Origin of the sequence: Paenibacillus sp. FSL R5-0407 (genome assembly GCF_038009185.1) — a bacterium.
GTDB lineage: Bacteria > Bacillota > Bacilli > Paenibacillales > Paenibacillaceae > Fontibacillus > Fontibacillus vini.
Genome location: NZ_JBBPAX010000001.1, coordinates 472,861 through 494,231 on the forward strand (window position 1 = coordinate 472,861; position 21,371 = coordinate 494,231).

General features: G+C 48.7%; 20 protein-coding genes. 16 read left to right on the forward strand and 4 right to left on the reverse strand.

The features are described 5' to 3' along the window. The first annotated feature begins 69 nt into the window (after positions 1-69). Positions 70-1,131, forward strand: coding sequence for an AI-2E family transporter (locus tag NYE70_RS02365; RefSeq protein WP_211021290.1), 1,062 nt, complete (start codon positions 70-72; stop codon positions 1,129-1,131). A gap of 97 nt (positions 1,132-1,228) precedes the next feature. On the opposite strand, the gene NYE70_RS02370 is transcribed toward NYE70_RS02365, so the two are convergent. Then, complete coding sequence (locus NYE70_RS02370) at positions 1,229-1,744, reverse strand: hypothetical protein (protein ID WP_341044907.1); 516 nt, start codon at positions 1,742-1,744, stop codon at positions 1,229-1,231. Between the two features lie 309 nt (positions 1,745-2,053). Here NYE70_RS02370 and NYE70_RS02375 point away from each other — a divergent pair, with 309 nt between their 5' ends. The 8 genes from NYE70_RS02375 (at position 2,054) to NYE70_RS02410 (ending at position 12,959) form a co-directional block, all read left to right on the forward strand. Further along, positions 2,054-3,076, forward strand: coding sequence for an FUSC family protein (locus NYE70_RS02375; RefSeq protein WP_341044908.1), 1,023 nt, complete (start codon positions 2,054-2,056; stop codon positions 3,074-3,076). Positions 3,077-3,358: 282 nt separating this feature from the next. Further along, the gene (helD, locus tag NYE70_RS02380; protein ID WP_341044909.1) at positions 3,359-5,701 is read left to right on the forward strand and encodes an RNA polymerase recycling motor HelD; all 2,343 of its coding nucleotides are present in this window, start codon (positions 3,359-3,361) and stop codon (positions 5,699-5,701) included. An 87-nt stretch (positions 5,702-5,788) separates the two neighbouring features. Then, positions 5,789-7,063, forward strand: a complete 1,275-nt coding sequence (locus NYE70_RS02385) for an MFS transporter (protein WP_211021294.1) — start codon at positions 5,789-5,791, stop codon at positions 7,061-7,063. A gap of 103 nt (positions 7,064-7,166) precedes the next feature. Beyond that, positions 7,167-7,838 carry a DsbA family protein gene (locus NYE70_RS02390; protein ID WP_213654088.1) on the forward strand — a complete coding sequence of 224 codons (672 nt, stop codon included), beginning with the start codon at positions 7,167-7,169 and terminating at the stop codon, positions 7,836-7,838. A gap of 228 nt (positions 7,839-8,066) precedes the next feature. Next, positions 8,067-8,744 (forward strand): ribose 5-phosphate isomerase A, encoded by a 678-nt coding sequence (gene rpiA, locus NYE70_RS02395; RefSeq protein ID WP_211021296.1) that lies wholly within the window; start codon positions 8,067-8,069, stop codon positions 8,742-8,744. A gap of 133 nt (positions 8,745-8,877) precedes the next feature. After that, on the forward strand, positions 8,878-9,183 hold the full coding sequence (locus tag NYE70_RS02400) for a GNAT family N-acetyltransferase (RefSeq protein ID WP_341044910.1): 306 nt from the start codon (positions 8,878-8,880) through the stop codon (positions 9,181-9,183). Between the two features lie 189 nt (positions 9,184-9,372). Further along, positions 9,373-9,819 (forward strand): MarR family winged helix-turn-helix transcriptional regulator, encoded by a 447-nt coding sequence (locus NYE70_RS02405; protein ID WP_213654089.1) that lies wholly within the window; start codon positions 9,373-9,375, stop codon positions 9,817-9,819. Then, entirely contained in the window at positions 9,816-12,959 is a 3,144-nt protein-coding gene (locus NYE70_RS02410) for an MMPL/RND family transporter (RefSeq protein WP_341044911.1), read from the forward strand. Before NYE70_RS02405 ends, NYE70_RS02410 begins: the two co-directional genes overlap by 4 nt. Before the next feature lie 76 nt (positions 12,960-13,035). Here the strand turns inward: NYE70_RS02410 and NYE70_RS02415 are convergent, their stop codons facing one another. Continuing rightward, positions 13,036-13,710 (reverse strand): tetratricopeptide repeat protein, encoded by a 675-nt coding sequence (locus NYE70_RS02415; RefSeq protein WP_211021300.1) that lies wholly within the window; start codon positions 13,708-13,710, stop codon positions 13,036-13,038. 171 nt (positions 13,711-13,881) lie between these two features. Then, positions 13,882-14,331 (reverse strand): hypothetical protein, encoded by a 450-nt coding sequence (locus NYE70_RS02420; protein ID WP_211021301.1) that lies wholly within the window; start codon positions 14,329-14,331, stop codon positions 13,882-13,884. 170 nt (positions 14,332-14,501) lie between these two features. Here NYE70_RS02420 and gpmA point away from each other — a divergent pair, with 170 nt between their 5' ends. The 6 genes from gpmA (at position 14,502) to coaD (ending at position 18,904) form a co-directional block, all read left to right on the forward strand. Then, positions 14,502-15,251: a 2,3-diphosphoglycerate-dependent phosphoglycerate mutase gene (gene gpmA / locus NYE70_RS02425; protein ID WP_211021302.1), complete on the forward strand. Its 750-nt coding sequence runs from the start codon at positions 14,502-14,504 to the stop codon at positions 15,249-15,251. 69 nt (positions 15,252-15,320) lie between these two features. Beyond that, complete coding sequence (locus NYE70_RS02430) at positions 15,321-16,034, forward strand: glycoside hydrolase family 73 protein (RefSeq protein WP_213654091.1); 714 nt, start codon at positions 15,321-15,323, stop codon at positions 16,032-16,034. Between the two features lie 249 nt (positions 16,035-16,283). Continuing rightward, on the forward strand, positions 16,284-16,679 hold the full coding sequence (locus NYE70_RS02435; RefSeq protein WP_341044912.1) for a hypothetical protein: 396 nt from the start codon (positions 16,284-16,286) through the stop codon (positions 16,677-16,679). A 913-nt stretch (positions 16,680-17,592) separates the two neighbouring features. After that, positions 17,593-17,787, forward strand: coding sequence for a single-stranded DNA-binding protein (locus tag NYE70_RS02440; RefSeq protein WP_211021535.1), 195 nt, complete (start codon positions 17,593-17,595; stop codon positions 17,785-17,787). Between the two features lie 21 nt (positions 17,788-17,808). Next, positions 17,809-18,402, forward strand: a complete 594-nt coding sequence (gene rsmD, locus NYE70_RS02445; RefSeq protein ID WP_290405828.1) for a 16S rRNA (guanine(966)-N(2))-methyltransferase RsmD — start codon at positions 17,809-17,811, stop codon at positions 18,400-18,402. Position 18,403: 1 nt separating this feature from the next. Further along, positions 18,404-18,904, forward strand: coding sequence for a pantetheine-phosphate adenylyltransferase (gene coaD, locus NYE70_RS02450; protein ID WP_211021307.1), 501 nt, complete (start codon positions 18,404-18,406; stop codon positions 18,902-18,904). Between the two features lie 13 nt (positions 18,905-18,917). Here the strand turns inward: coaD and NYE70_RS02455 are convergent, their stop codons facing one another. Further along, positions 18,918-20,150 (reverse strand): nucleoside recognition domain-containing protein, encoded by a 1,233-nt coding sequence (locus NYE70_RS02455; protein WP_373316803.1) that lies wholly within the window; start codon positions 20,148-20,150, stop codon positions 18,918-18,920. 135 nt (positions 20,151-20,285) lie between these two features. Between NYE70_RS02455 and NYE70_RS02460 the strand changes: the two genes are divergently transcribed. Beyond that, on the forward strand, positions 20,286-21,311 hold the full coding sequence (locus NYE70_RS02460; RefSeq protein ID WP_213654093.1) for a SepM family pheromone-processing serine protease: 1,026 nt from the start codon (positions 20,286-20,288) through the stop codon (positions 21,309-21,311). The last annotated feature ends 60 nt before the right edge of the window (positions 21,312-21,371 follow it).

The window sequence follows — 21,371 nt, forward strand, 5'->3', positions numbered from 1 at the left end:
CGTGCTCGCTTAAGATGAATCCATAGGTTATTTTTCGAAGTTTACTCATAAGGGAGCAGGTTGCTTATAATGACGTTTTTTAAAGAACTGTTTCAAATTCCGGGTTTTCGGCGAGTGCTCGCACTGCTATTCGTTGTGTTAGTGCTGTACTATTCGCGAAGCATGCTTAACATGGTGCTGATTACTTTTATTCTTACGTACCTGATCAACCGTCTGCACAATTTCATTACGCGCAATGTTGACAAAGTGGTACGAATTAACCGAAGTATTACGATCCTCCTGATTTATGTCATCATGATTACACTACTGGTGGCCGCCATTTATTATTACCTTCCGGTTTTCATCGCCGAATTGACGGATCTGGTAAACCAGGTAATCTCGTTTTATGACAATCCGCCAAGCAATTTGCCTGACAATCTCATTTTGAATTTTCTGGTCGAGTCACTTAAGGACATAGACCTGTCCGCTTATATCGACAGCGGCTTCAATTTCCTGCTCAGCACGATTTCCGATATTGGCAAATGGAGCCTGAATCTGTTTGTAGCGATCGTTCTAAGTCTGTTCTTCCTCCTGGAAAAAGAAAAAGTCACCAACTTCACCGCGAAATTCAAAGCAAGCCGGATGTCCGGCCTGTTTGTGGAACTGGAGTATTTCGGAAAGAAATTCGTCCATTCTTTCGGTAAGGTGATCGAGGTTCAATTTTTGATCGCGCTGGTGAATTCGATCCTTTCCACTATCTTTCTCTGGATCTTCGGGTTTCCGAATCTGATCGCGCTGGCCATCATGATCTTCCTTCTCGGGCTCATTCCGGTCATGGGCGTCATTATATCACTCATCCCGCTTTGTGCGATTGCGTTTAAGATCGGCGGATTGATCAAAATTGTCTACGTGCTGATCATGATCGCAGTGGTGCATGCGGTGGAAACATACTTCCTAAACCCAAAATTTATGTCCAACAAGACGCATTTGCCTATCTTCTATACCTTCTTGATTCTGCTCGTTTCGGAGCATTTCTTTGGAGTCTGGGGTTTAATCGTGGGCGTTCCGATCTTTATGTTCTTGCTTGATATTTTGGAGGTGCCGGTTGGAGGCGGAAAAAGGGTGCCGCCGGCCGTAACTGAAGAAAACTAACTCGTTTCCGGGAATTTGGAACCATAATTATAAGATAACGGGAGGATCCTTGGGTACAGGAGGCCTCCCGTTTTTTGTGATAACATTGGGGCCGATTTTATTTAGGTTGGACCCATTGAATTTGGTTGTTCTGGTAATCCATCGTCGGATGCCCGGAACTGTTGCTTTTCCAAGTGCGAGTGATCATCTTTTTTAATTTTTCCGGCAATACCTCTTTCAGCCTGGATGCCTTCTCAGCTTCTAGCTTGCCTTCCGCGACAGCTTTGTCAATATTTTGTACCGCTTTTTCATTGAGCTTTTTGAGGTACTCCTCCTCGCTCCAGCCTTTGGTCGCTTGAGCGACTTGAAGGAGAGATTTGCCTTGCTTGAGCTGTTCGATCACCACTTTGCTCTCGATCCCTAGCAGTTCTGCAGTATCCTTGACGATATGCCCGCCATGGAAATGGCGAAACGGAGGGTGCGGATGTTTGACATGGGGGTCTTTGGACTCCGGCTGAGTCGTTGCATGTACGGGTTGCTGAGCATTCGCGTACGCGGAGCCTGACGCAGCGGGGGCCAAAGCAAGCATTAGGGCCAGACTGCTGGCGGCGGCAAGACCTTTAAGTTGTTTCATAGACTTTTTCCACCTCTTCGTTTAGAATAATTGGGTCCTACATACCCTTATTGTTGACAAAATGAGCGGAAACCTTTCAATTCGGGTAAAAATGAGATGAGAGAGAAGTAAAGGGGCGAGTTCAAAAAGTCAGGTTTTCAGGACCGAGAAGGTTGGATGAAGATAGGGACTGAGTAGCGGAGCGTACATCAGGTACGTGAGCAACGGAAGGCCCGGCTGAATTCAAGATTCGACGTCGAATGCGCTTCATAATCTGCTTCGTCGTGGAAAGATGACTTTTTGAACAACCTCTAACAGGAGGAATTTGTTGTGACGTTTGGCGCTAGAATGCTAAAGACCGGATTGGCTGTAACACTGGCTTTGTATTTGGTCAGCTGGTTTAATTTATCTTCTCCGGTAATCGCGGCGGTCGCCTCGATATTTGCCATGCAGCCTTCCATTTACCGCTCATGGAGATACTTGATGGACCAATTGCAAACCAACACCTTAGGCGCCATTTTGGCCATGGCCGGCGGTTTGTTGTTCTCCAATGAGCCGATCGCCGTGGGCTTGGTATGCATTCTTGTAATCATGATTTGTCTGAAACTAAAAATGGGCGAAACGATAGGGATTACGCTGGTTACGGTCGTAGCCGTCATGGAGGCCTCCGGTCAATGGGAGTTTGCATTGAACCGCTTTGCTTTAAGTTTGGTGGGGATCGTCTCCGCTTTTGTAATCAACATCATCGTTTTTCCGCCAAAACCGAGAGTACAATATGTGAATCAGATCAAGGAAACCTTTGAACAGCTGTCCCTGTTGCTTCGTACTGCCGTTTCCGACGAAATCAAGGAATCGGTATTCCGCGGCGAGAAACGGAAGCTTGAAGATTCGATCAACTCTTTGTCGGATAAATACAAGCTGATGGAAGAGGACCAGAAGAAGCTCAAAACGCCGAAATTCAGCGAGAGCAGGCAGCTTGTAGTGTACAAGCAGATGCTCAAGTCGCTGCGCAAAGGGTACGGGGTGCTGGATGCCGTGGAACAGCATTATTTTCAGGCGGTGCGAACTCCGGAATTGAACAAGGAATTTGACATGCAGTTGGAGAAGTTAATAAAATTCCATGAGCATATCATGTTGAAATTTGATGACAAGTTGAAGCCGAACAATAAAGAGGCCGAACAATTTGAGCATGATAATGATGAGTTTTTGAGGGGAATGCTGGATCGTTATGCCGCGCAGCGGCAAGGGATCCTGAGGCTGTCGATCGTATCTGCGGAAATGTATGAGTACGGGCATCAGTTAGAGCGGCTAAACCGTTTGGCGGATCATAGCCAAGTGCCCGTGGAATCCTAAAAAAGTAATCGCGGGCCTGCGAAACAAACGTGATTTCTGACATCAAAAAAAGTCCTGCCGAATGGCGGGACTTTACTATTTCAGGTGTAAGGTTTAAAAAAATCAATAATGAGGTTGAAATTATCGCATAAAATGGATACAATGAAAGATGGACTGTAGAAATAATGATACGAACAAAAATATCCTAATAGAATTATATCATGGATATTTTGAAATGTCAATAGGTGATTCACTCAATAATCTAGACCGTCTAGAAGTAGTTTACCAGAAGGAGCGATCATTGTGAGCGGAACGGACAATGCTTGGCAGGAAGAACAGCAGCGCGTGGAATATGTGGCAGACCGGATTGAGGACAATATTTCCCGGCTGGAACGGGAGGTAGGAACCGTCCGTGGAGACGTCGTAACCATGCGGAAGGAGTTCTGGGATGAGGTTACCGTCAACTTCAGCGAAGCGGATGATGTGGGGGAAACATCGACAAGCTTGCGTCAGCAATCCCAGGTGTTGTCGGAAAGAGAGAAAAGCCATCAGCATGCTTCTGCTGCATTAGACAAAATGAAACGGCTGAAGCAGTCGCCGTATTTCGGGCGGATCGATTTTGCCGAGGATGGTTATCCCGCGGAGCCGATCTACCTCGGAATTGCTTCCCTTCTGGAGGAAGGGGACGAAGCTTTTCTTATTTATGACTGGAGAGCTCCGATTTCGAATCTATATTACGACGGTGTTCCGGGACCTGCTTCTTACGAAACGCCCTCCGGAAAAATCGAAGGCAAGATGCTGCTCAAACGGCAATTCGTGATTCGCGGGCGCGAGATCAAAGTAATGTTTGACACCGGAGTTACCATTGGTGACGAGCTGCTTCAGCAGGTTCTGAGCCGCAGCTCGGATGCCCAGATGAAGAGCATCGTGGCCACCATTCAGCGGGAACAGAACCGGATTATCCGAAACGACAAAAGCCGGATGCTGATCGTACAGGGAGCGGCAGGAAGCGGCAAAACGTCCGCCGCGCTGCAGCGTGTAGCCTATTTACTCTATAAGCATCGTGAAACGCTGCAAGCCGATCAAATGATTCTTTTCTCGCCGAACCCGATGTTCAATAGTTATGTATCCACGGTTTTGCCGGAGCTTGGCGAAGAGAATATGCTGCAAACAACGTTCCAGGAGTACTTGGAACATCGGCTGGGCCGGGAATACCAATTGGAAGATCCGTTTGTGCAAATGGAATATGTGCTCTCCAGCGAAGAAAATGAGGGTTACTCGGCAAGGATCAGCGGGCTGCGCTATAAATCCTCGTCCTCTTTTTTGGATGCGATCAACCGGTATAAAGCGCTTCTGGAGCGCAAGGAGATGAAATTCCGGCCTTTACGGTTTCAAGGTAAGGAAGTGATCGGTGCGGATGCGATATCGGCGGCGTTTTACGCTTTTGATCCTGCGATCACTTTGGCGAATCGATGTGAATTGCTCAAGGAATGGCTTCTTAAGGAGTTAGCGGCTTTCGGAAAATCAGAGCTCACGGAACCTTGGGTGGAGGAGCAAATTCAGCTGCTCGATACTGAGGATTACCAGAGAGCCTACCAACGCATGCGGAAAAACCAGCAAAAAAAAGGAGATCATTTTAGCGACTACGAAGAAGAAAAGACCATTTTAGCCAAAATGGTCGTAAGCGAACGGCTTAAACCGCTTCGCAGATGGGTCAAATCCCTTCGTTTCGTGGATGTGACCAAGTTGTACAGTCAGCTCTTTCAACAGCCCGAACTCATGGGGGAACTCAGTTCAGGTGAACTACCGGAAGAGTGGGAGGCGATCTGCAGTCAAACCCTCAGCAAGATCAAACAGGGCGAGCTGTATTATGAGGATGCGACCCCGTTCCTTTACTTAAAAGAAATGATTCTAGGCTTCCGCTCCAATACGGCCATCCGACATGTGATCATCGACGAGGCCCAGGATTACTCCCCATTCCAGTTGTACTTCTTGAAACGGTTATTTCCTCGTGCCCGCATGACTGCGCTGGGGGATTTAAACCAGGCGATTTATGCACACGCGTCGGTGCTGCAGCAGTCGACGGCTTTGACCGACCTCTACGGGGAAGCCGAAAGCGAGCTTATTACCCTAGTGCAGAGCTACCGGTCGACGCGCGAAATCGTCGAGTTCACGCGGGGGATGATTTACGGAGGAGAAGCTATCGTTCCGTTCAACCGGGAAGGCGAGAAACCGGAGGTCCGCTTGGTCGGAGACGAAACGGAGCTTCACGGCCGGATCCAGGACGATATTAAGGCGCTAAGGAGCGACGGTTACGATATGATCGCGGTGATTTGCAAAACCGCGGCGGAAAGCCTGAAGGCATACGAAGAGCTGTCGGCTGACCTGCCGGTCAAACTGATCAAGAAGACTACGCTGTCTTTTGAGAAAGGAATCCACATTATCCCGGCATATTTGGCCAAGGGAGTGGAATTCGATGCCGTGCTGATCTATGACGGATCGGACCGGAAATATACGCGTGAAACGGAGCGGAAATTGTTCTATACGGCATGTACAAGGGCTATGCACTTGCTGCACGTTTACTCCGTCGGCGAACCGAGCCGGTTTATCCGCGAAACCGACAAATCGGCGTACGTCCAGATTTGACCGGACGGCCGCTGAGTATATTTTACTGATTAACAACCAAACTACTCTTCATGGAATGATTTATCGAATCTGAAGGGTGGCCGAAAGATGGATAACAAAAAAGGTGATCTGGCTGCGCTGGCATCCATTCCGCTCATCATGACCCTTGGAAATTCTATGTTGATCCCGATATTGCCGCAGATCTCCCGTGAGCTGCGTATATCATCTTTCCAGGTCAGCATGTTGATTACGGTCTATGCGGTAGTCGCCATATTGCTGATCCCGGTCGCCGGATATTTATCGGACAAATGGGGCCGAAAAAAAATCATCATTCCCAGTCTGATCATCGCAGGTGTCGGAGGAGCGGTGTCGGGCGCCGCCTCCTGGTTTGCCGACGGCACGGCCGTCTATTGGATTATCATCGCGGGGCGCTTGCTGCAGGGTGTCGGGGCTGCGGGAGCCTTTCCGATTGTTCTGCCGCTTGTCGGAGACATGTTCGATGATGAAGATGAAGTAAGCCACAGCCTAGGAATTATCGAAACCTCGAACACCTTCGGGAAAGTGCTCAGTCCTATACTGGGCGCTTTGCTGGGAGCGTGGATTTGGTATGTTCCATTTTTGGCTATCCCTGTCTTGTGCTTGATCTCTCTGCTGCTCGTGATCTTTCTGGTCAAGGAACCGGAACGGAATCAGGAAGCCAAGCCTTTGAGGGAATTTATGAAATCGGTCAAGGAAGTTTTTGCGGAAAAGGGCCGGTGGCTGTACGCCATTTTTGCGATTGGCGGAATATGCATGTTTTTGTTATTCGGCGTACTGTTTTATTTGTCCGATCAGTTGGAGAAGAAACACGGCCTGGACGGGGTACTGAAGGGATTGGTACTGGCCATTCCGTTAGCGGCTCTCTGCCTGGCTTCTTATATAACGGGTAAAAAAATCGGCAAGAATAAAAACCTGATGAAATGGTGCGGAGTCATCGGTCTTGTGCTTGCTACCGCAGCACTGTTTGGAATCAGTACATTTAACAATATTTATTTTGTGATCGGTTGCCTGATCATTTGCGGCGTCGGGATCGGCATCGTCCTGCCCAGCTCGGATGCCTTGATTACCGAAGGCATTGATAAGGAACTGCGCGGTACCATTACTTCGATATACAGCAGCATGCGGTTCATCGGGGTATCGCTTGGTCCGCCGGTCATTTCCCTTTTGGTGGGCGGAGGCCATATGATGATGTTTATCGTGATTGGTGCCGTATCCCTTATTGCCGTGGTGCTGTTGTTAATTATGGTTAAACCTGAATCGGGAGAAGGTAAAGGGAGCAAAGGAACCGGCGGGAAAGAAAAAAGGAAAGTTACAAAGACGCCGCGGCCCATTCATCAAAGTTAGCTTACCGTCAGCCAAGTGATTTTCTTCCTAGCTAGTCATACGTACCGCCCTCTATACTGGTCCAAATTATTACTTTTTTGTGCCGGGGAGGAAGATTTTGAGGATGAATGGGAAGAAAATAGGGTTTTGGTTGGTGTGCGGAATTGCTCTTGTGCTGGTCGGGGGATGTATGGAACAAGGTAATCGTGCGGCGAGCTCTCCTGATTTGGAACAGGCGCATGTGGAGACCAATGCGGTTCCTGAAGGTTTTGACCTGGAGCATCAGCCTTATATGGGGGAACCTAACGCCCAGGTCAAAATTGTGGAGTTTTCAGATTACAAATGCCCCGCTTGCAAACGGTGGAAGGATGAAGTGCTAACCGAGCTCAAGAAGGAATATCTGGATACCGGCGCAGCGGTGTTTTACTATGTGGACTTTCCGTTCCTGGCCCCCGATTCCAATTTTGCGGCACTTGCGGGGGAGTCGTTGTATCAGCAGAATCAGGAGTTTTTCTGGGCTTATTTTGATCTGATGATGGAGCATCAAGGCGCAAAAGATGAGGCCTGGGCAAACAAGGACTTTATAATGAAGCTGGTAAAGGAGAATATACCGGATGTCGATATGAAGACCTTTGAACAGGATCTTGAGGAACGAAAATATATAGAGAATGTGAAAAGAGATTTCATGATTGGGGAAAACCATCAGGTTGGTGGTACCCCGACGATTTTCATCAATGGTCAAGCGGTGGAGGATATTTCTTTCGAGGGAATCCGAACGGTAATCGATAACTTGTAACCTGCAACCAAAGAACTTCGTTTCCCTGGATGGTCCTTCGGGCCTGGGAATGCGCAGTTCTTTTTTGCTGTATTTTTTGGTATGATATTAGCTGATTATGTCAGTCAACAAACTGATTGTTACATATGGTACTTGTCGGTCGGTTCGTTCAGAACCCACTCCAGCATCATGAAAACTGTATCCATGAATATAGCATGATCGTATTTTACTTACAGGGGGCGCTATTATATGAACGCAAAACAAGCGGCGGGTTACCGTGCTGCCGAATTGGTCCAAGACGGGATGGTTGTCGGTCTCGGTACCGGGTCAACCGCCTATTATGCCATTGAGAAAATTGGTGAACGGGTAGCGCAGGGCTTGCAGATTCGAGCCATTGCAACATCCAATGCTTCGGAAGAGCTCGCTTTAAAATATGGAATTCCTCTCATTCCGGCTTCGGAAGTGGAACGTTTGGATATCGCGATCGACGGTGCGGATGAGGTGGATCCTGAAATGGCGCTGATTAAAGGCGGCGGCGGTGCGCTGCTCCGCGAAAAGCTGGTAGCGATCAATAGCGACCGGTTTATCGTGATCGCCGACAGCGGCAAGATGGTTCCTCAATTGGGTCAATTTAAGCTGCCGATTGAACTTGTTCCTTTTTGCTATGAGTGGACGCTCGGACAGTTGAAACGAAACTACGACGTCCAGTTCGAAATGCGCACCCGTGACGGGGAATTGTATGTAACCGATAACGGGAATTATATCGTGGACGCGGCCTTCGGGAAGATTCCGTCTCCCGCACAATTGAGCCATGAATTGAAAATGATGACGGGCGTAGTTGATCACGGTTTGTTCGTTGACATCGCAGATACGGTCATTGTCGGATACGAGGACGGTCGGACCGAAATGATCGAGAAAAAACATTAGGAGGACATGCTGTGCTCGTTCGAGTGACATCCTTTCCGGTTCAGTCTGATATTGCCGAATTAATGGAATATGCGACCCGATTCGATCCGAGCAAGAGAAGAAGGCTTGGGAACTGTATGAGTCGGGCGCTGAATTGTACGTCTTTGAAGAAGAAGGGGAAAACATCGGACTGATCGGATTCACTACCAATTCTTCAGGACAAATGGACATTCTTCATCTGGCGGTTCGTCCTGAGGACAGGCTTAAGGGCTATGGCCGGGGATTGATCGTGGAGGCGCTGCTGCTGAAACAGCCGGAGGTCGTTATAGCGGTAACGGATGAGGAAGAGGCTGACTTTTTCAGAAACATTGGATTTACAGTAAACGGGTTTAACCCAGGTCCGGACGAACCCGAGCAGTTCCGCTGCGTGTATGAGTCGGAAGAACCTGCTGAAGACTAAAAAGAAGTTTAGGCTTTTCACCGCTAATTGTAGCCATTTAACCCCTTCGCCGGTGGCGAGGGGGTTTTTGTTGTGCGAGGAAAGTGGATTTGACAATCCACTTGGAACCTCATATAGTTCTATTAGCGAATTGTTTCATTGTAGAACAATTGGGACAAGAGAGACTGAGGAGGGAGAGACTTCGGACTGATGCAAGGATCTAAAGAATTGATAGAGCGTTATATGGCGGCATATTTTACAGTGACGAAGCGACTGCACGGAGAAATTCGTGAAGTTCTGCAGGATGACTTGACGATGGACCAGTTCCAAATCATCGATTATATTGTGACGCGCGGAAACGTGACTTCCACAGAGCTTGCCGAATCTTTTGCCGTGGGGAAGAGCTCGATTACCGCAATCATTACGAGACTGGCGGATAAAGGCATTCTTGAGCGCACCCGGGACGAAGACGACCGGAGAGTCGTTTATCTGTCTCTGACGGACCGAGGATTAGACAACTATAAAAAAGCGCAAGCCAAAATCATGGAGACGGTGTCTACATACCTCGTTCATTTCGGCCATGATGAAGTCGAAGGATTCATCAGTGTATTTGAAAAGCTGGCTAATTTATTGGAGGAAGGGAGTGGGGAATCATGAAGTTTATTTTGAAGGCCAGATGGGTCATTGTACTGGTATGGATCGCCGCCGCGGTTTTGCTGTTCATCTCGGCCCCGTCCATGTCGGATCTGGTTCGCGAAAAAGGGGATATTGCTGTTCCGGAAGGCTATTCCTCTTCCACCGCATCAGCGATTCTGAGTGATATTTCGGATGCGAACGGAGGAGAGAAGTCAACGCAAATCGCACTTGTGTTTCATGCGGATGAAGGGTTGACCGGAGGCGATAAAGACGAGATTGAGCAAGCTCTGGGTACGCTCCGGAACCAAATGGATCAAATCGGCATCGTGTCGATCACCGATCCGTTCACTACTCCGGAAGCGGCGGACAAAATGATTTCGAAAGACGGAACAACGATTTTGACCTCGTTGTCCGTTAAACACTCGGACCGCCCGCTGACCGAGGTGGAGCAGGATATCCACAATGCGCTGGATCAGGTCAAAGCCGAGCATTACTTAACGGGACAAGAGCAGATCAACGAGGATATGGTCGTCAGTTCTGAACAAGGACTGAAAAAATCGGAATATTTTACGGTTATTTTTATTTTATTAATTCTCTTCGTCGTGTTCCGTTCGGTAATCGCCCCGTTTATACCGTTATTGACGGTAGGGATCAGTTATTTGGTATCGCAATCGATCGTCTCGTTTCTGGTTGACGGATTCGATTTTCCGATATCGACGTATACGCAAATCTTTATGGTCGCCGTCATGTTCGGGATCGGGACCGATTACTGTATACTCCTGATCAGCCGGTTCAAAGAAGAGCTCCAGCATGGGAACGACAAATGGGAAGCGATTATCCAGACGTACCGGAAAGCCGGGAAAACGGTGTTCTTTTCGGGTCTTGCGGTATTGGTCGGTTTTTCGGCCATCGGATTTTCGCAATTTGTTCTTTATCGCTCTGCGGTAGCGGTCGCCGTCGGAATCGCAGTGATGCTGATCGCGCTAGTAACGATCGTTCCGTTCTTTATGGCCGTGCTGGGAACGAAGCTGTTCTGGCCGCTCAGCGGTTCTCTGGAGCATAAAGAAAACCGCTTCTGGGGCGCTATCGGTTCCTTCTCTCTGAAGCGGCCATGGGCCGCTCTGTTGATCGTTGCGGCGGTTACCGTACCGTTTCTGATCAGCTACAGCGGGAATGTATCGTTTAACAGCATGGAAGAAATCGGGGATGAGTACGAATCGGTTAAGGCGTACAATCTGATTTCGAACAGTTTTGAGCCGGGAGAATCTTTGCCGACGCAAATCGTTATTAAACACGACAAGCCCATGGACAATGCGGACTACATGACCCTTGCGGAGAAAATCAGCCGTGAAGTTACCGGGGTAAACGGCGTCGCCAGTGTACGCAGCATGAGCCGTCCGACGGGTGACGAGGTTAAGGATTTTGCGCTGAACAGTCAGGTGAAAACGGTTGGCGAAGGGCTTGGCCAAGGAAATGAGGGCTTGTCCAAAATTAAGAGTGGTCTTGCGGAGGCCAGCGCTTCATTGACCGAAAATGAGCCGAAGCTGAAGGAAGCGGCGGCAAGCACGGGCAAGCTGGCTGAAGGTACAGGCAAGTTGAAGGACGGAATCGCTGAGCTGCAAACCGGTCTGTCCGCCATAGAAAAAGGGATTAAAGAAGGTTCTACGGGGGCCGGGGGCTTGAAACAGGGCTTGGGACAGGTGAAAAAGAGCGCCCAGGATTTGGCGGCTGCTCATGATCAACTGTTGCAGTCCTATAAGCAGATCGGAAGCGGGTTAGGGCAATTTGGCGAAGGCATCGGACAAATCAGTAAACAGTTGGATGCAGCCGCCCAAAGCCTTTCCGGTCTATCCGCCCGTTTTGCAAGTTTGGAAAATAAATTTCCTGAGCTCGCCTCCGATCCGGACTACTTGACGATCGTTGGCACCGTAACGGAGATGGGCAAAGGTTTGCCGCAGATGTCGGCAGGTCTGGGGCAAATGGAAGCTGAATTCGGACGCGTAACCGCCGGTCTGAATCAAGCCAATCAAGGATATGAGGCTGCCGCAGCAGGAAGCAAACAACTGGCCGGAGGTTTTGATCAGTTAATTAGCGGGTTGACCCAATTAGAAACCGGGTTGGATCAAGCGGCTGCAGGACAGGGTCAAATCGTCAATAAAATTCCGGAAGTGATAACCGGACTGTCGCAAATCCAAAGCGGGCAGGAGCAAATCCAGAATGGCTTCAGTCAGTTCTCGGGACAGATCTCCCAACTGACGGATGGATTGGATCAAAGTGTGGATGGCCTGGCACAAGTATCGGGCGGGTTGGATTCAGCCAAAGCATACTTAAACGAGGTTGGCGCTGCGGAAGGAGATCTTGCCGGCTGGTATGTACCGGAAGAGGCAATGGAGAACGAACAAATGACCCAAGTGTTCGATATGTATCTCTCTCCGGATCGCAAAGTCATGAAGCTGGACGTCGTATTCTCCAGCAATCCTTACGGGAACGAAGCGATCAATGAGGTAGAACCGATTCGCTTAGCGGTTGAAAAGGCGGTCAAAGGAACGGACTTGGAGAAGGCGGAAATCGCTGTCGGGGGCGTATCCAGTACTTTTAACGACCTGAAAACCATTTCCGGTGAAGACTATACGCGGACTGTAGTATTGATGTTGGCCGGGATTTTCATTATTCTCGTTCTGCTGCTGCGTTCGCTCGTGATGCCGATCTATCTGATCGCTTCGCTGGTACTGACCTTCTACGCATCCATGGGTTTTACGGAATGGGTGTTCGTCGATATTTTCAATTATTCGGGAATCAGCTGGGCTACGCCATTCTTCGGTTTTGTTATTCTGGTCGCGCTCGGTGTGGATTATAGCATCTTCCTTATGGACCGGTTTAATGAAAATAAAGATTGGAACGTGAGCGACGCCATTCTGCATTCGATGCGTAATATGGGGACGGTCATTTTATCCGCCGCCGTTATTTTGGGAGGAACGATGGCGTCCATGTATCCTTCGGGCGTGCTCTCCATGCTGCAAATCGCAACGGTCGTATTAACGGGACTGGCGTTGTATGCGGTGATCGTGCTTCCGTTCCTGATTCCGGTGATGGTAAAACTGTTCGGACAGTTCAATTGGTGGCCATTCCGCCGGAACACCGGGCAAAGCGAAAATGGATAATAAATAAGTGAAAGAACCGCGGGCTCCAGCCAAAGCAATTGGAGCTCGCGGTTCTTTGTTTGTGATCCGGGGGTCATTATAATGTCAGTGACTTAAAATAACTGCGAACGGCCCATTTCCGCTCGTGCCGTTTTTTGTATTTCGGCAAGCTGCGGTAAACGGCAAGCGATTCATTCAGGGCACTCTTAGCCTCTTCCTTTTGGCCAAGCGAGAGGTAAAGACTTCCGAGCAGGTAGTAGGCTTCGCTGGAGGAGGATTGGATCTCCCCGTACTTGGCGGCATAGCCCAGTGCTTTCTGGGGCTCTTTCTCGCGGAATGCAGCTGCCAGGTGCAAATAAGGCTGACCGTATTTTACTCGCTCGTTCAGACTTAATGCGTGCAGAATTTGGGCTTCTCCTTCTTCAAGACGGCCGAGACCGATTAAAGCGGTGCCAAGATCGTCCCAATATTCAGCGGAAGTCTCAGAATAAGGCTTCACTTCTTCCAGCAGGTCATAGGCTTCTTTGAATTTCTTTGTGTCCAGCAACAATCTGGCAAGTTCACGTTTGGAAGATACATCGAAATTATTCAAAGAGAGCTGCTGCCGGAGCTTCGAGATGTTGCGATATCGTTTGAAAGGTTTGGAAATACTGGGGAATACTCCTACAAAGCGCCGGTCCAGGAAGTAAATGATGACAAGCAGAACAAGAATGGCGATCAAAGGATTTCCGGTCAGCCACGACAAAAAAATAAAAAGCATTACCTTGCTCATAGGTTCCTCCACCCGTCATAATGATTTCCCATTATACCACAGATGGAGAACTTGGGCAGTTTATAATAGCTGATGGTCTTTTTGGGTATTAATTATAAGGATGATTTACCGAGTACAGGAAAGCCGCCCTAAAGATAAGGCGGCTGCGTATACTGTATTGGATTTTAGGGGTTATTGGTAGCCCCGCAGATGAACGCCGGGTTGATTCTGCATAAATTGAGTACCGGAGTTCATGGAGCCCGTTGAAAACCCGCCAATTTGACCGGAGTTTCCTTGGCCGAAGCTTTGTCCGCCCAGGGGACGGAGGCCGATGCCTGCGGAAGTTCTGTACTCCGGGTTGCCATAGTTATTCGATACGGAGTTTATATTTTGTTCGATTTGTCCGGCCAGTTGAACGATATGCTGATATTGCTGCATTGCTGTTTGATGGCCTTGCAGAGCCATTTGAATCGTGTGGGCGGCTCTTCTTTCTTTGTCCGCAATCTGTTCAAGCTGTGCAGCATTTTGTTGTTCCTGTTCCAAAAGTTGCTGATACATTGCGGTCGCTTGGCGGGTTTGCTGCTCCAGTTGTTTGATGTGCTGTTCAATTTCCCGAAGTTGCGAAGAAGCTTGATTGTACATGAAATGAAACCCTCCTGATTAAGTTGTTTTGTAGTTGCGAAACCACAAATTAGGTTGCCCGGCCCAACCGAGGATATGCATGATTTGAGCGCGTGAGAGCATTAACATTACCAGCTCCGCCAGGTCTAATGCCGGGGAAGAAGTCACTGGAAGGGATAGGTGAGCAAAGAATGTATAAACTGGTGCTTGTCAGACATGGAGAGAGCGAGTGGAACAAATCCAACCTGTTTACGGGCTGGACGGACGTCGATTTGTCGGAAAAGGGAGTTCAAGAGGCTAAAGAAGCGGGTATTCTGCTGAAAGAAGAGAAGTTTGTCTTCGACGTTGCGTTTACTTCCTATTTGAAGCGGGCGATTAAGACGCTCTATTTCGTCCTTGATGCGATGAACCTGCTGTGGATTCCTACCCACAAAACTTGGCAGCTGAATGAGCGGCATTACGGGGCCCTGCAAGGTTTGAGTAAGTTGACGACGGCGCAGAAATACGGAGAAGAACAGGTGCTGTTATGGCGCAGGAGCTATGATGTTCTTCCTCCTGCGCTGACCAAGGAAGATGAGCGGTATCCTCGCAATGATGTTAAATACAAGGATGTGCCCGATCAGTTTATTCCTTTGTCGGAAAGCCTGAAAGAAACGATTGTCCGGGTGGAGGATTACTGGGAGCGGGAAATCAAGCCGCAAATTCTTGCCGGCAAAAAGGTGATTATTTCGGCGCATGGGAATAGTTTAAGGGCCTTGATCAAATATTTGGACAATTTAAGCGCTGAGGAAATTATCGACCTTAACATACCGACAGGTACTCCGCTCGTTTATACGCTGGATGATCAATTGAAGCCTCTGGAAAAATATTATCTTGGCAGCGAAAGAAGAGTCGAGCACAAAATCGAAAAAGCAGCTGATCCCGACAAAATTATGGAGTAGCGGGATTAAAGGGCGGGATGTCCAAGCGCATCCTGCTCTTTTTTCATAAATTAAAAGGGAGGTGATGAGATGAACAGCACAGAATTTATTGCTAGAATAGCTCCCGATGCAATAAGAGACTGGCTTCGGAGCGGCGTGCCGGCTTCCTTGACCATCGCCCAGGCCGCATTGGAGTCGAATTGGGGATCCAGCGGACTTACCCAGAAAGCAAACAATTTATTCGGAATAAAAGGAAACGGTCCTGCCGGCAGCATAGTTATGCCGACGACGGAGTATCGAAACGGATCATATATCAAAATTAATGCCTCGTTCCGGAAATATCATTCCTGGGCGGAATCCGTTGAGGATCATACCCGCCTGTTGCAAAACAAGCGGTACGCCGCGGTGTTGCACCGGACAGGCAGGCAAGCGGCATATGCCGTATCGGCGGCAGGGTATGCAACGGATCCTGACTATGTAGCCAAGCTGATCTCTTTGATGGATAAGTACAATCTTTATCAATACGATACCCGGGAAGGAGATGAACCGATGACTGCGGAGGAGAAGAAGCAGTTTGAAGCTTTGCAGGATATCGTACGCAAGCAGGCTGATCGGATCGAGGAGTTGGAAAAAAAGGCAAACACAAAGCTGCCGGACTGGGCCAGGGAGGCTGTTCAGGCCGCTGTTAATTACGACAAAAAGGAACCGTTGATCAACAATCCGGAGACGGGGGGCTTTGATTTTTATCGTTTAATCACGATCATGCACCGCCGCGGACTGTTCGACAAAAAGAATGCGGGCTGATGCCGGAAGCGCCGCGAAGCATAGAATACGCAATAATACCCTGCTGGAAAAACAGCAGGGTATTTGACGCTAAATGACGATATTTTAATGTAAAAGTTACGTTTTTGTAAATTGTTTGTATACTTTATTTTGGAAAAGGCTTATACTTAAGCTATGAGAAACATCATTGCAAGGTTGAAAGAGTATCGTGAAGGTTAAATAAAACCCTCTCTTTTTGCTCAATGATTGCTTTAGAAAGGAGTGTGTTTAATGGAGTCGATGGAGCATTTGAAAGAACGCTACAAATCGCTGGAAGAGCGACTTCGCCTGTTTATTCTCGTTCATTCCGACATTGAATACGTCCATGGGTCATCAGAATGCGTCGAGGGCGGGGCCTTCGCATGGTCCGAGCTTTCCGCTGAATCGAAATATATCCAATCGGAACTTTATCACGAATATATATCATTGATCAAGCAATCCAGACAGCATCTCATAAGGATCGGCAGCGGCTACCTGGAAACTTACGACCGCAGCTGTGCCGAGGTCAAAACCTACGTAAAACAAGAAAACTTAGTTTGGGGCCCTTCTTTGCAGGACGTATTTAACACTGTAAAGAAAGAATTGGACCTCCAGCGGGGACTGATCGCTCAGCCCATTTTAATCTAGGCGGCAAGTCATCGCGAAGCAATAACCACGTATCAACACTGTAAGTGGACATCTCCACGAAAACTGAATAATGCTTCTTTTATCGTAAAATCGCCGATCTTACCCCGGCGGTTTTTTTGCGTTTTATCGACGTATCCTTTATTCCAAATAATAATTACCCAATGCAATTGCTTTTAAGCAGTTTTTTTAAAAATTTTAAATAAAATTTTATTGTTTTATTTTTTGATAGAGGCGGAAAATAATTGGATTGGATGTAGGAATTCGTTTTAAAAACGCCTAAGCACAGCATTCGGGGCCAAATTGAAGGAGCTCGAGCAGTTGGGATAAATTCATCGTTACCCGGTCAAAAATGAGCGCGGTAAGATCATGTCAAGGGAGATTTATTTATACGAAAGCCATCATTACGTCCATAATCAGGTTTTCCAGTAGTGTAAAATGCAACACTATAATCAGTTCTGACACAATGCTAGTTAGAACACAGAAAGGGTGATACTATGGGACTACAAAAACATATGGAAGGATCAGCGTATGGCGAACGAGATCAACAAGAATTTGGTTAAGTGCAAAGTTTGTAGTGGAATAGTTGCTACAAGTGCTAGAAGATGTCCACATTGTGGAGCAAGGTTAAAAATGCACCCGGTTTTAGGATGTTTCCTTTGGATAGTAGGATTGATTGTTTTGTTTATTATAGTCATGGTATTCCTAGTTTTATTTATGAATTATCGAAAAATAAGATGATCCAAAGTCACTCATTCGAGAGTGGCTTTTTTATTGTTCAGTGAAGAATCATCGCATATGTTTGAGGTAGTATTGGTGGATTTAGTCATCAATGCACAAAAAAAAGGACAAAAGCCCTCGTAGAATACCACGCTACAAGAGCTTTTGTCCGGGCACCCCTCGCGGGGCGCCCATCATGGGAGAGGAGAAACCGGACGAAGAGCTTATGGGGAAACGTAAGTCTTCTCCGCGGTTGTCTACGACATTTGTGATGTCGATAATTCAAGTGTTGTCCGTTCCTTGCGTGTTTATACATCCGCGAACCAAAATCTTCTCGGATTCGATTTTTCAATCTTTACGCGATTATGGTACGATATCGACAGGTATTTAGACATAAAGGATGGTAACTTGCATGAGAGTGATATCGGGCAGCGCCCGGGGGCGAACGCTGAAAGCGGTCCCCGGCATGGGAACTAGGCCGACGACGGATAAAGTGAAGGAAGCTTTGTTCAGTATGATCGGTCCGTATTTTGACGGAGGAGCTGTGCTTGATTTGTTTGCGGGCACAGGCGGTTTAGGAATCGAAGCGCTAAGCCGCGGCATGGACAAGGCTGTGTTCGTCGACTTGGAATATAAGAGTATTGAGGTTGTCCGTTCCAATTTAAAAGCGGCCGGACTTGAAGATAAAGCCGAGGTATACAAGAATGACGCCGAAAGAGCTTTGAAAGCACTGGCTAAGCGGGAAGCGACGTTTGATCTGGTCTTTCTCGACCCGCCGTACCGGTTGAAACACGTGGACAAGCTGATGGAAACGATGGATAGCCTGAAGTTGCTGAAGCCGGAAGCAACGATCGTGGTCGAATACGATTCTTCCTTTGAATACCCGGACAGCTTCGGTCCCTTCAAGGAAGTCCGTAAAGCGAAATACGGTGAAGCGGCCGTCTCCGTCTACAACTATGAACAACAAGAATCAAGCCCGGTCCAGGAACCGGGCAAGGAGGAGTAACATGGAACACCAGCTCAAAACGCCGCGCATTGCGGTATATCCCGGCAGCTTCGATCCGGTGACCAAAGGTCATATGGATATCATTCAGCGCGCTTCCCGCCAGTTTGACAAACTGATTGTGGCGGTGCTGAACAACCTTAGCAAAAATCCTCTGTTTACCGTAGAGGAGAGAAAAGAATTGCTTGCGACCGTGACGGGGCATTTACCTAACGTAGAAATTGACAGCTTTCGCGATTTGTTAGTGAATTACATGGATTACAAGCAGGCGCATGTCATCGTGAGAGGGATCCGGTCCGTGACGGATTTTGAGTATGAGCTTCAGCTCGCCTCGACCAATCATAAGCTGAACAGCGAAGTCGAAACCATATTTATGATGACCAACCCGAAATATTCTTACCTTAGCTCCAGCGTGGTCAAAGAGATTGCCAGCTTTCACGGGGATGTCGGGGATCTTGTTCCGGCAGAAGTGGAAAAAGCGCTGAAAGCCAAGTTCGTTAAGTAGGGTTCTTGAACCTTTAACTTGACCGTTTTCTGGTGATCAGGGAGAGAATCAGAATTCCGGTAATCAGCAGAAAAAATAATGAGAATTGCATTTGTATGAGTCCGGCGATCTGTTTCCATTCCGGTATAGGAAAGCCCATTCCCTCGCCTGACCTAATGACGGCATAACCGGTTTCCGCGTTAGCGGGAAGAGTCCCCGGCAGCAACCGTGTAAGTGGGCGCCACAGCAAAAGCGTTAATACATAGGCATAAGCTCCGTGAATCAAGCGGTTGACCAGAAAAAGGGCGCTTCCTAGTCCTACTGGCTTAAGCACGGCTCTAACCTGAAGATACGCACAAATACCGCTCCAGCCCAGAAAGGCGCCGAGCAAGGCGCTGACGATTGCAGGAGGCATCGCCGTTTCAGCAACCGCATGGGTACCAAGGTGGATCTCCAGCGCTCCCGCTACGGAATAGGCCGGTATAATGTCGGGAAGAGCGGAAAGAAGCACATGGATCACGACGGCAAAAATAATCATATAACCGCCGACGGTCATTAGTGTCTGCACCCCTGCACTGACGGCATCGCCCAGCAATTTCCCGAAGCTCCGGCCATCGGCTCTGCGGGCGTCCTCCATTTGAACGGCCGCAAGCCGGAAGCGGGAGACCGTTGGTTTGGGGCTGGCTTTAGGTGCAACTGACCCCGTTTTCCGCAGAGAACGAGTCCCCGAGGATAATAAATGGAGCGTAACTCCGGCTGCAATTCCGGACAACCAATGAACGGCCAGCAAAAAAAGGCCTAATTCGGGCCGGCTCATATACCCGGTCCCGATGACCACGACGAGCAGCATCGGACTGCCAAAGTGCGCGGTGCTGGCCATTCTTTCCGCCTCAAGGGCGGTTATTTTGCCTTGTTTATACAAGCTTGCCGACGCGGAGGCGGCGGCCGGAAATCCGGCAGTCAGCCCAAGCGGCAGCACCCAGGCATAGGAACCGGGAAGACCGAGCCCTTTTCGCGTCAACGGCTCCAGCAGTACGCCAAGGCCGTGGGCGAAACCGCTCGCCAGCAATATTTCGGTTAGTACCAGAAAGGGCAGCAGGGCCGGGAAAACGACTCTCCACCAGATCGATAAACCTTGACCGGAAGCATGAAAGGCTTCGCCCGGTGCGTAGACTATACAAATCACGAGCAGGATGGCGGATAGTCCGAACAGGAGTGTCGACGGGAGACTGCCGCCGGCATGGCGCTCGCTATGCAAAGGCTTCACCTTCTTCGAAAATAATGAATAGTACAAGATATGCGAAGGGCAAGGAGTACATGCCTTAATGAAGATATCAGACTTCCAGTGCGTTTTGCGGCACTTCGGAGTATGGGCTTCTTGACATAAGGGGGGAATTAGAGGATGCGTAAATCCAGATCTGCAGTCATCAAGGCGGGGCTGTATTTCATCTCGCTGGCTATATTGGTCTATGTCGTTGTGTATATGCCGACGCCCTATATGATTCATCAGCCGGGATCGGCGGATGAGATCAAGCCCATGGTCAGCGTGGCGGGCGGAGATCAAGAGGAAAAGGGTGCGTTCATGCTGACGACTGTTTCGGTGAGTTATGCGAACCTCGCAATGCTCATTACGACTCAATTCAAGCGGCATGCGGAAATTATTCGCAAGGAGCCCGACCGGAATGACGAGGAGTATGAGACTCAGCAGCGGTACTATATGAGCAGCTCGCAGTCCAATTCCATCATGGCGGCATATAAGCAGGCCAAGATCGATTATGCAGTGGTGCCCGAGTATGTATTCGTTGTCGGCTTTTCCAAAACGGTTACGCCCAAAGGTGATTTTCATCCGGGAGATATTATTAAGAAGCTAAACGGAGAGCAAATCGGGAACTTTGAAGGTTTGGCTGCGGCTTTGAAAGGGAAAACCAGCGGAGATAAGGTACCTTTGGAACTGGAACGCGGTGGCAAAAAGATCGATCAGCAGGTTGAACTTGTGAAAATCGGAGAGGAAAATGGAGAGCCTAAAGCTGGCCTTGGGGTCAGCGTGGGCGAAGTGCGGAAGGTACAGCCGAGCGATCCGGACAAGGAGGTTCATTTTGAAGATACTCGGATTGGCGGACCCTCGGCGGGCCTGATGTTTACTCTTGAAATCTATAACCAGCTTACCCCGGGAGATCTCAGTAAGGGCTACCGGGTTGCCGGAACCGGCACGATGTCGGAAGATGGTAGCGTCGGACCGATCGGAGGCGTACAATTTAAAATTGTCGCATCGGAGCGGCAGCATGCGGATATATTTTTTGTGCCGGAGGACAATTATAAAGAGGCCAAGGCAAAAGCAGATGAGATCAAGAGCGGAATGAAGCTCGTTCCGGTCAAGCAGGTCGACGATGCGCTTAAGTACCTGGAGGAGCTTCCTGCCAAAGGCTGATTCTTGAAGTGCTTTGAACAACCCATAAAGTTCAAAAAGTCGGCTTTTCAGCACCGAGAA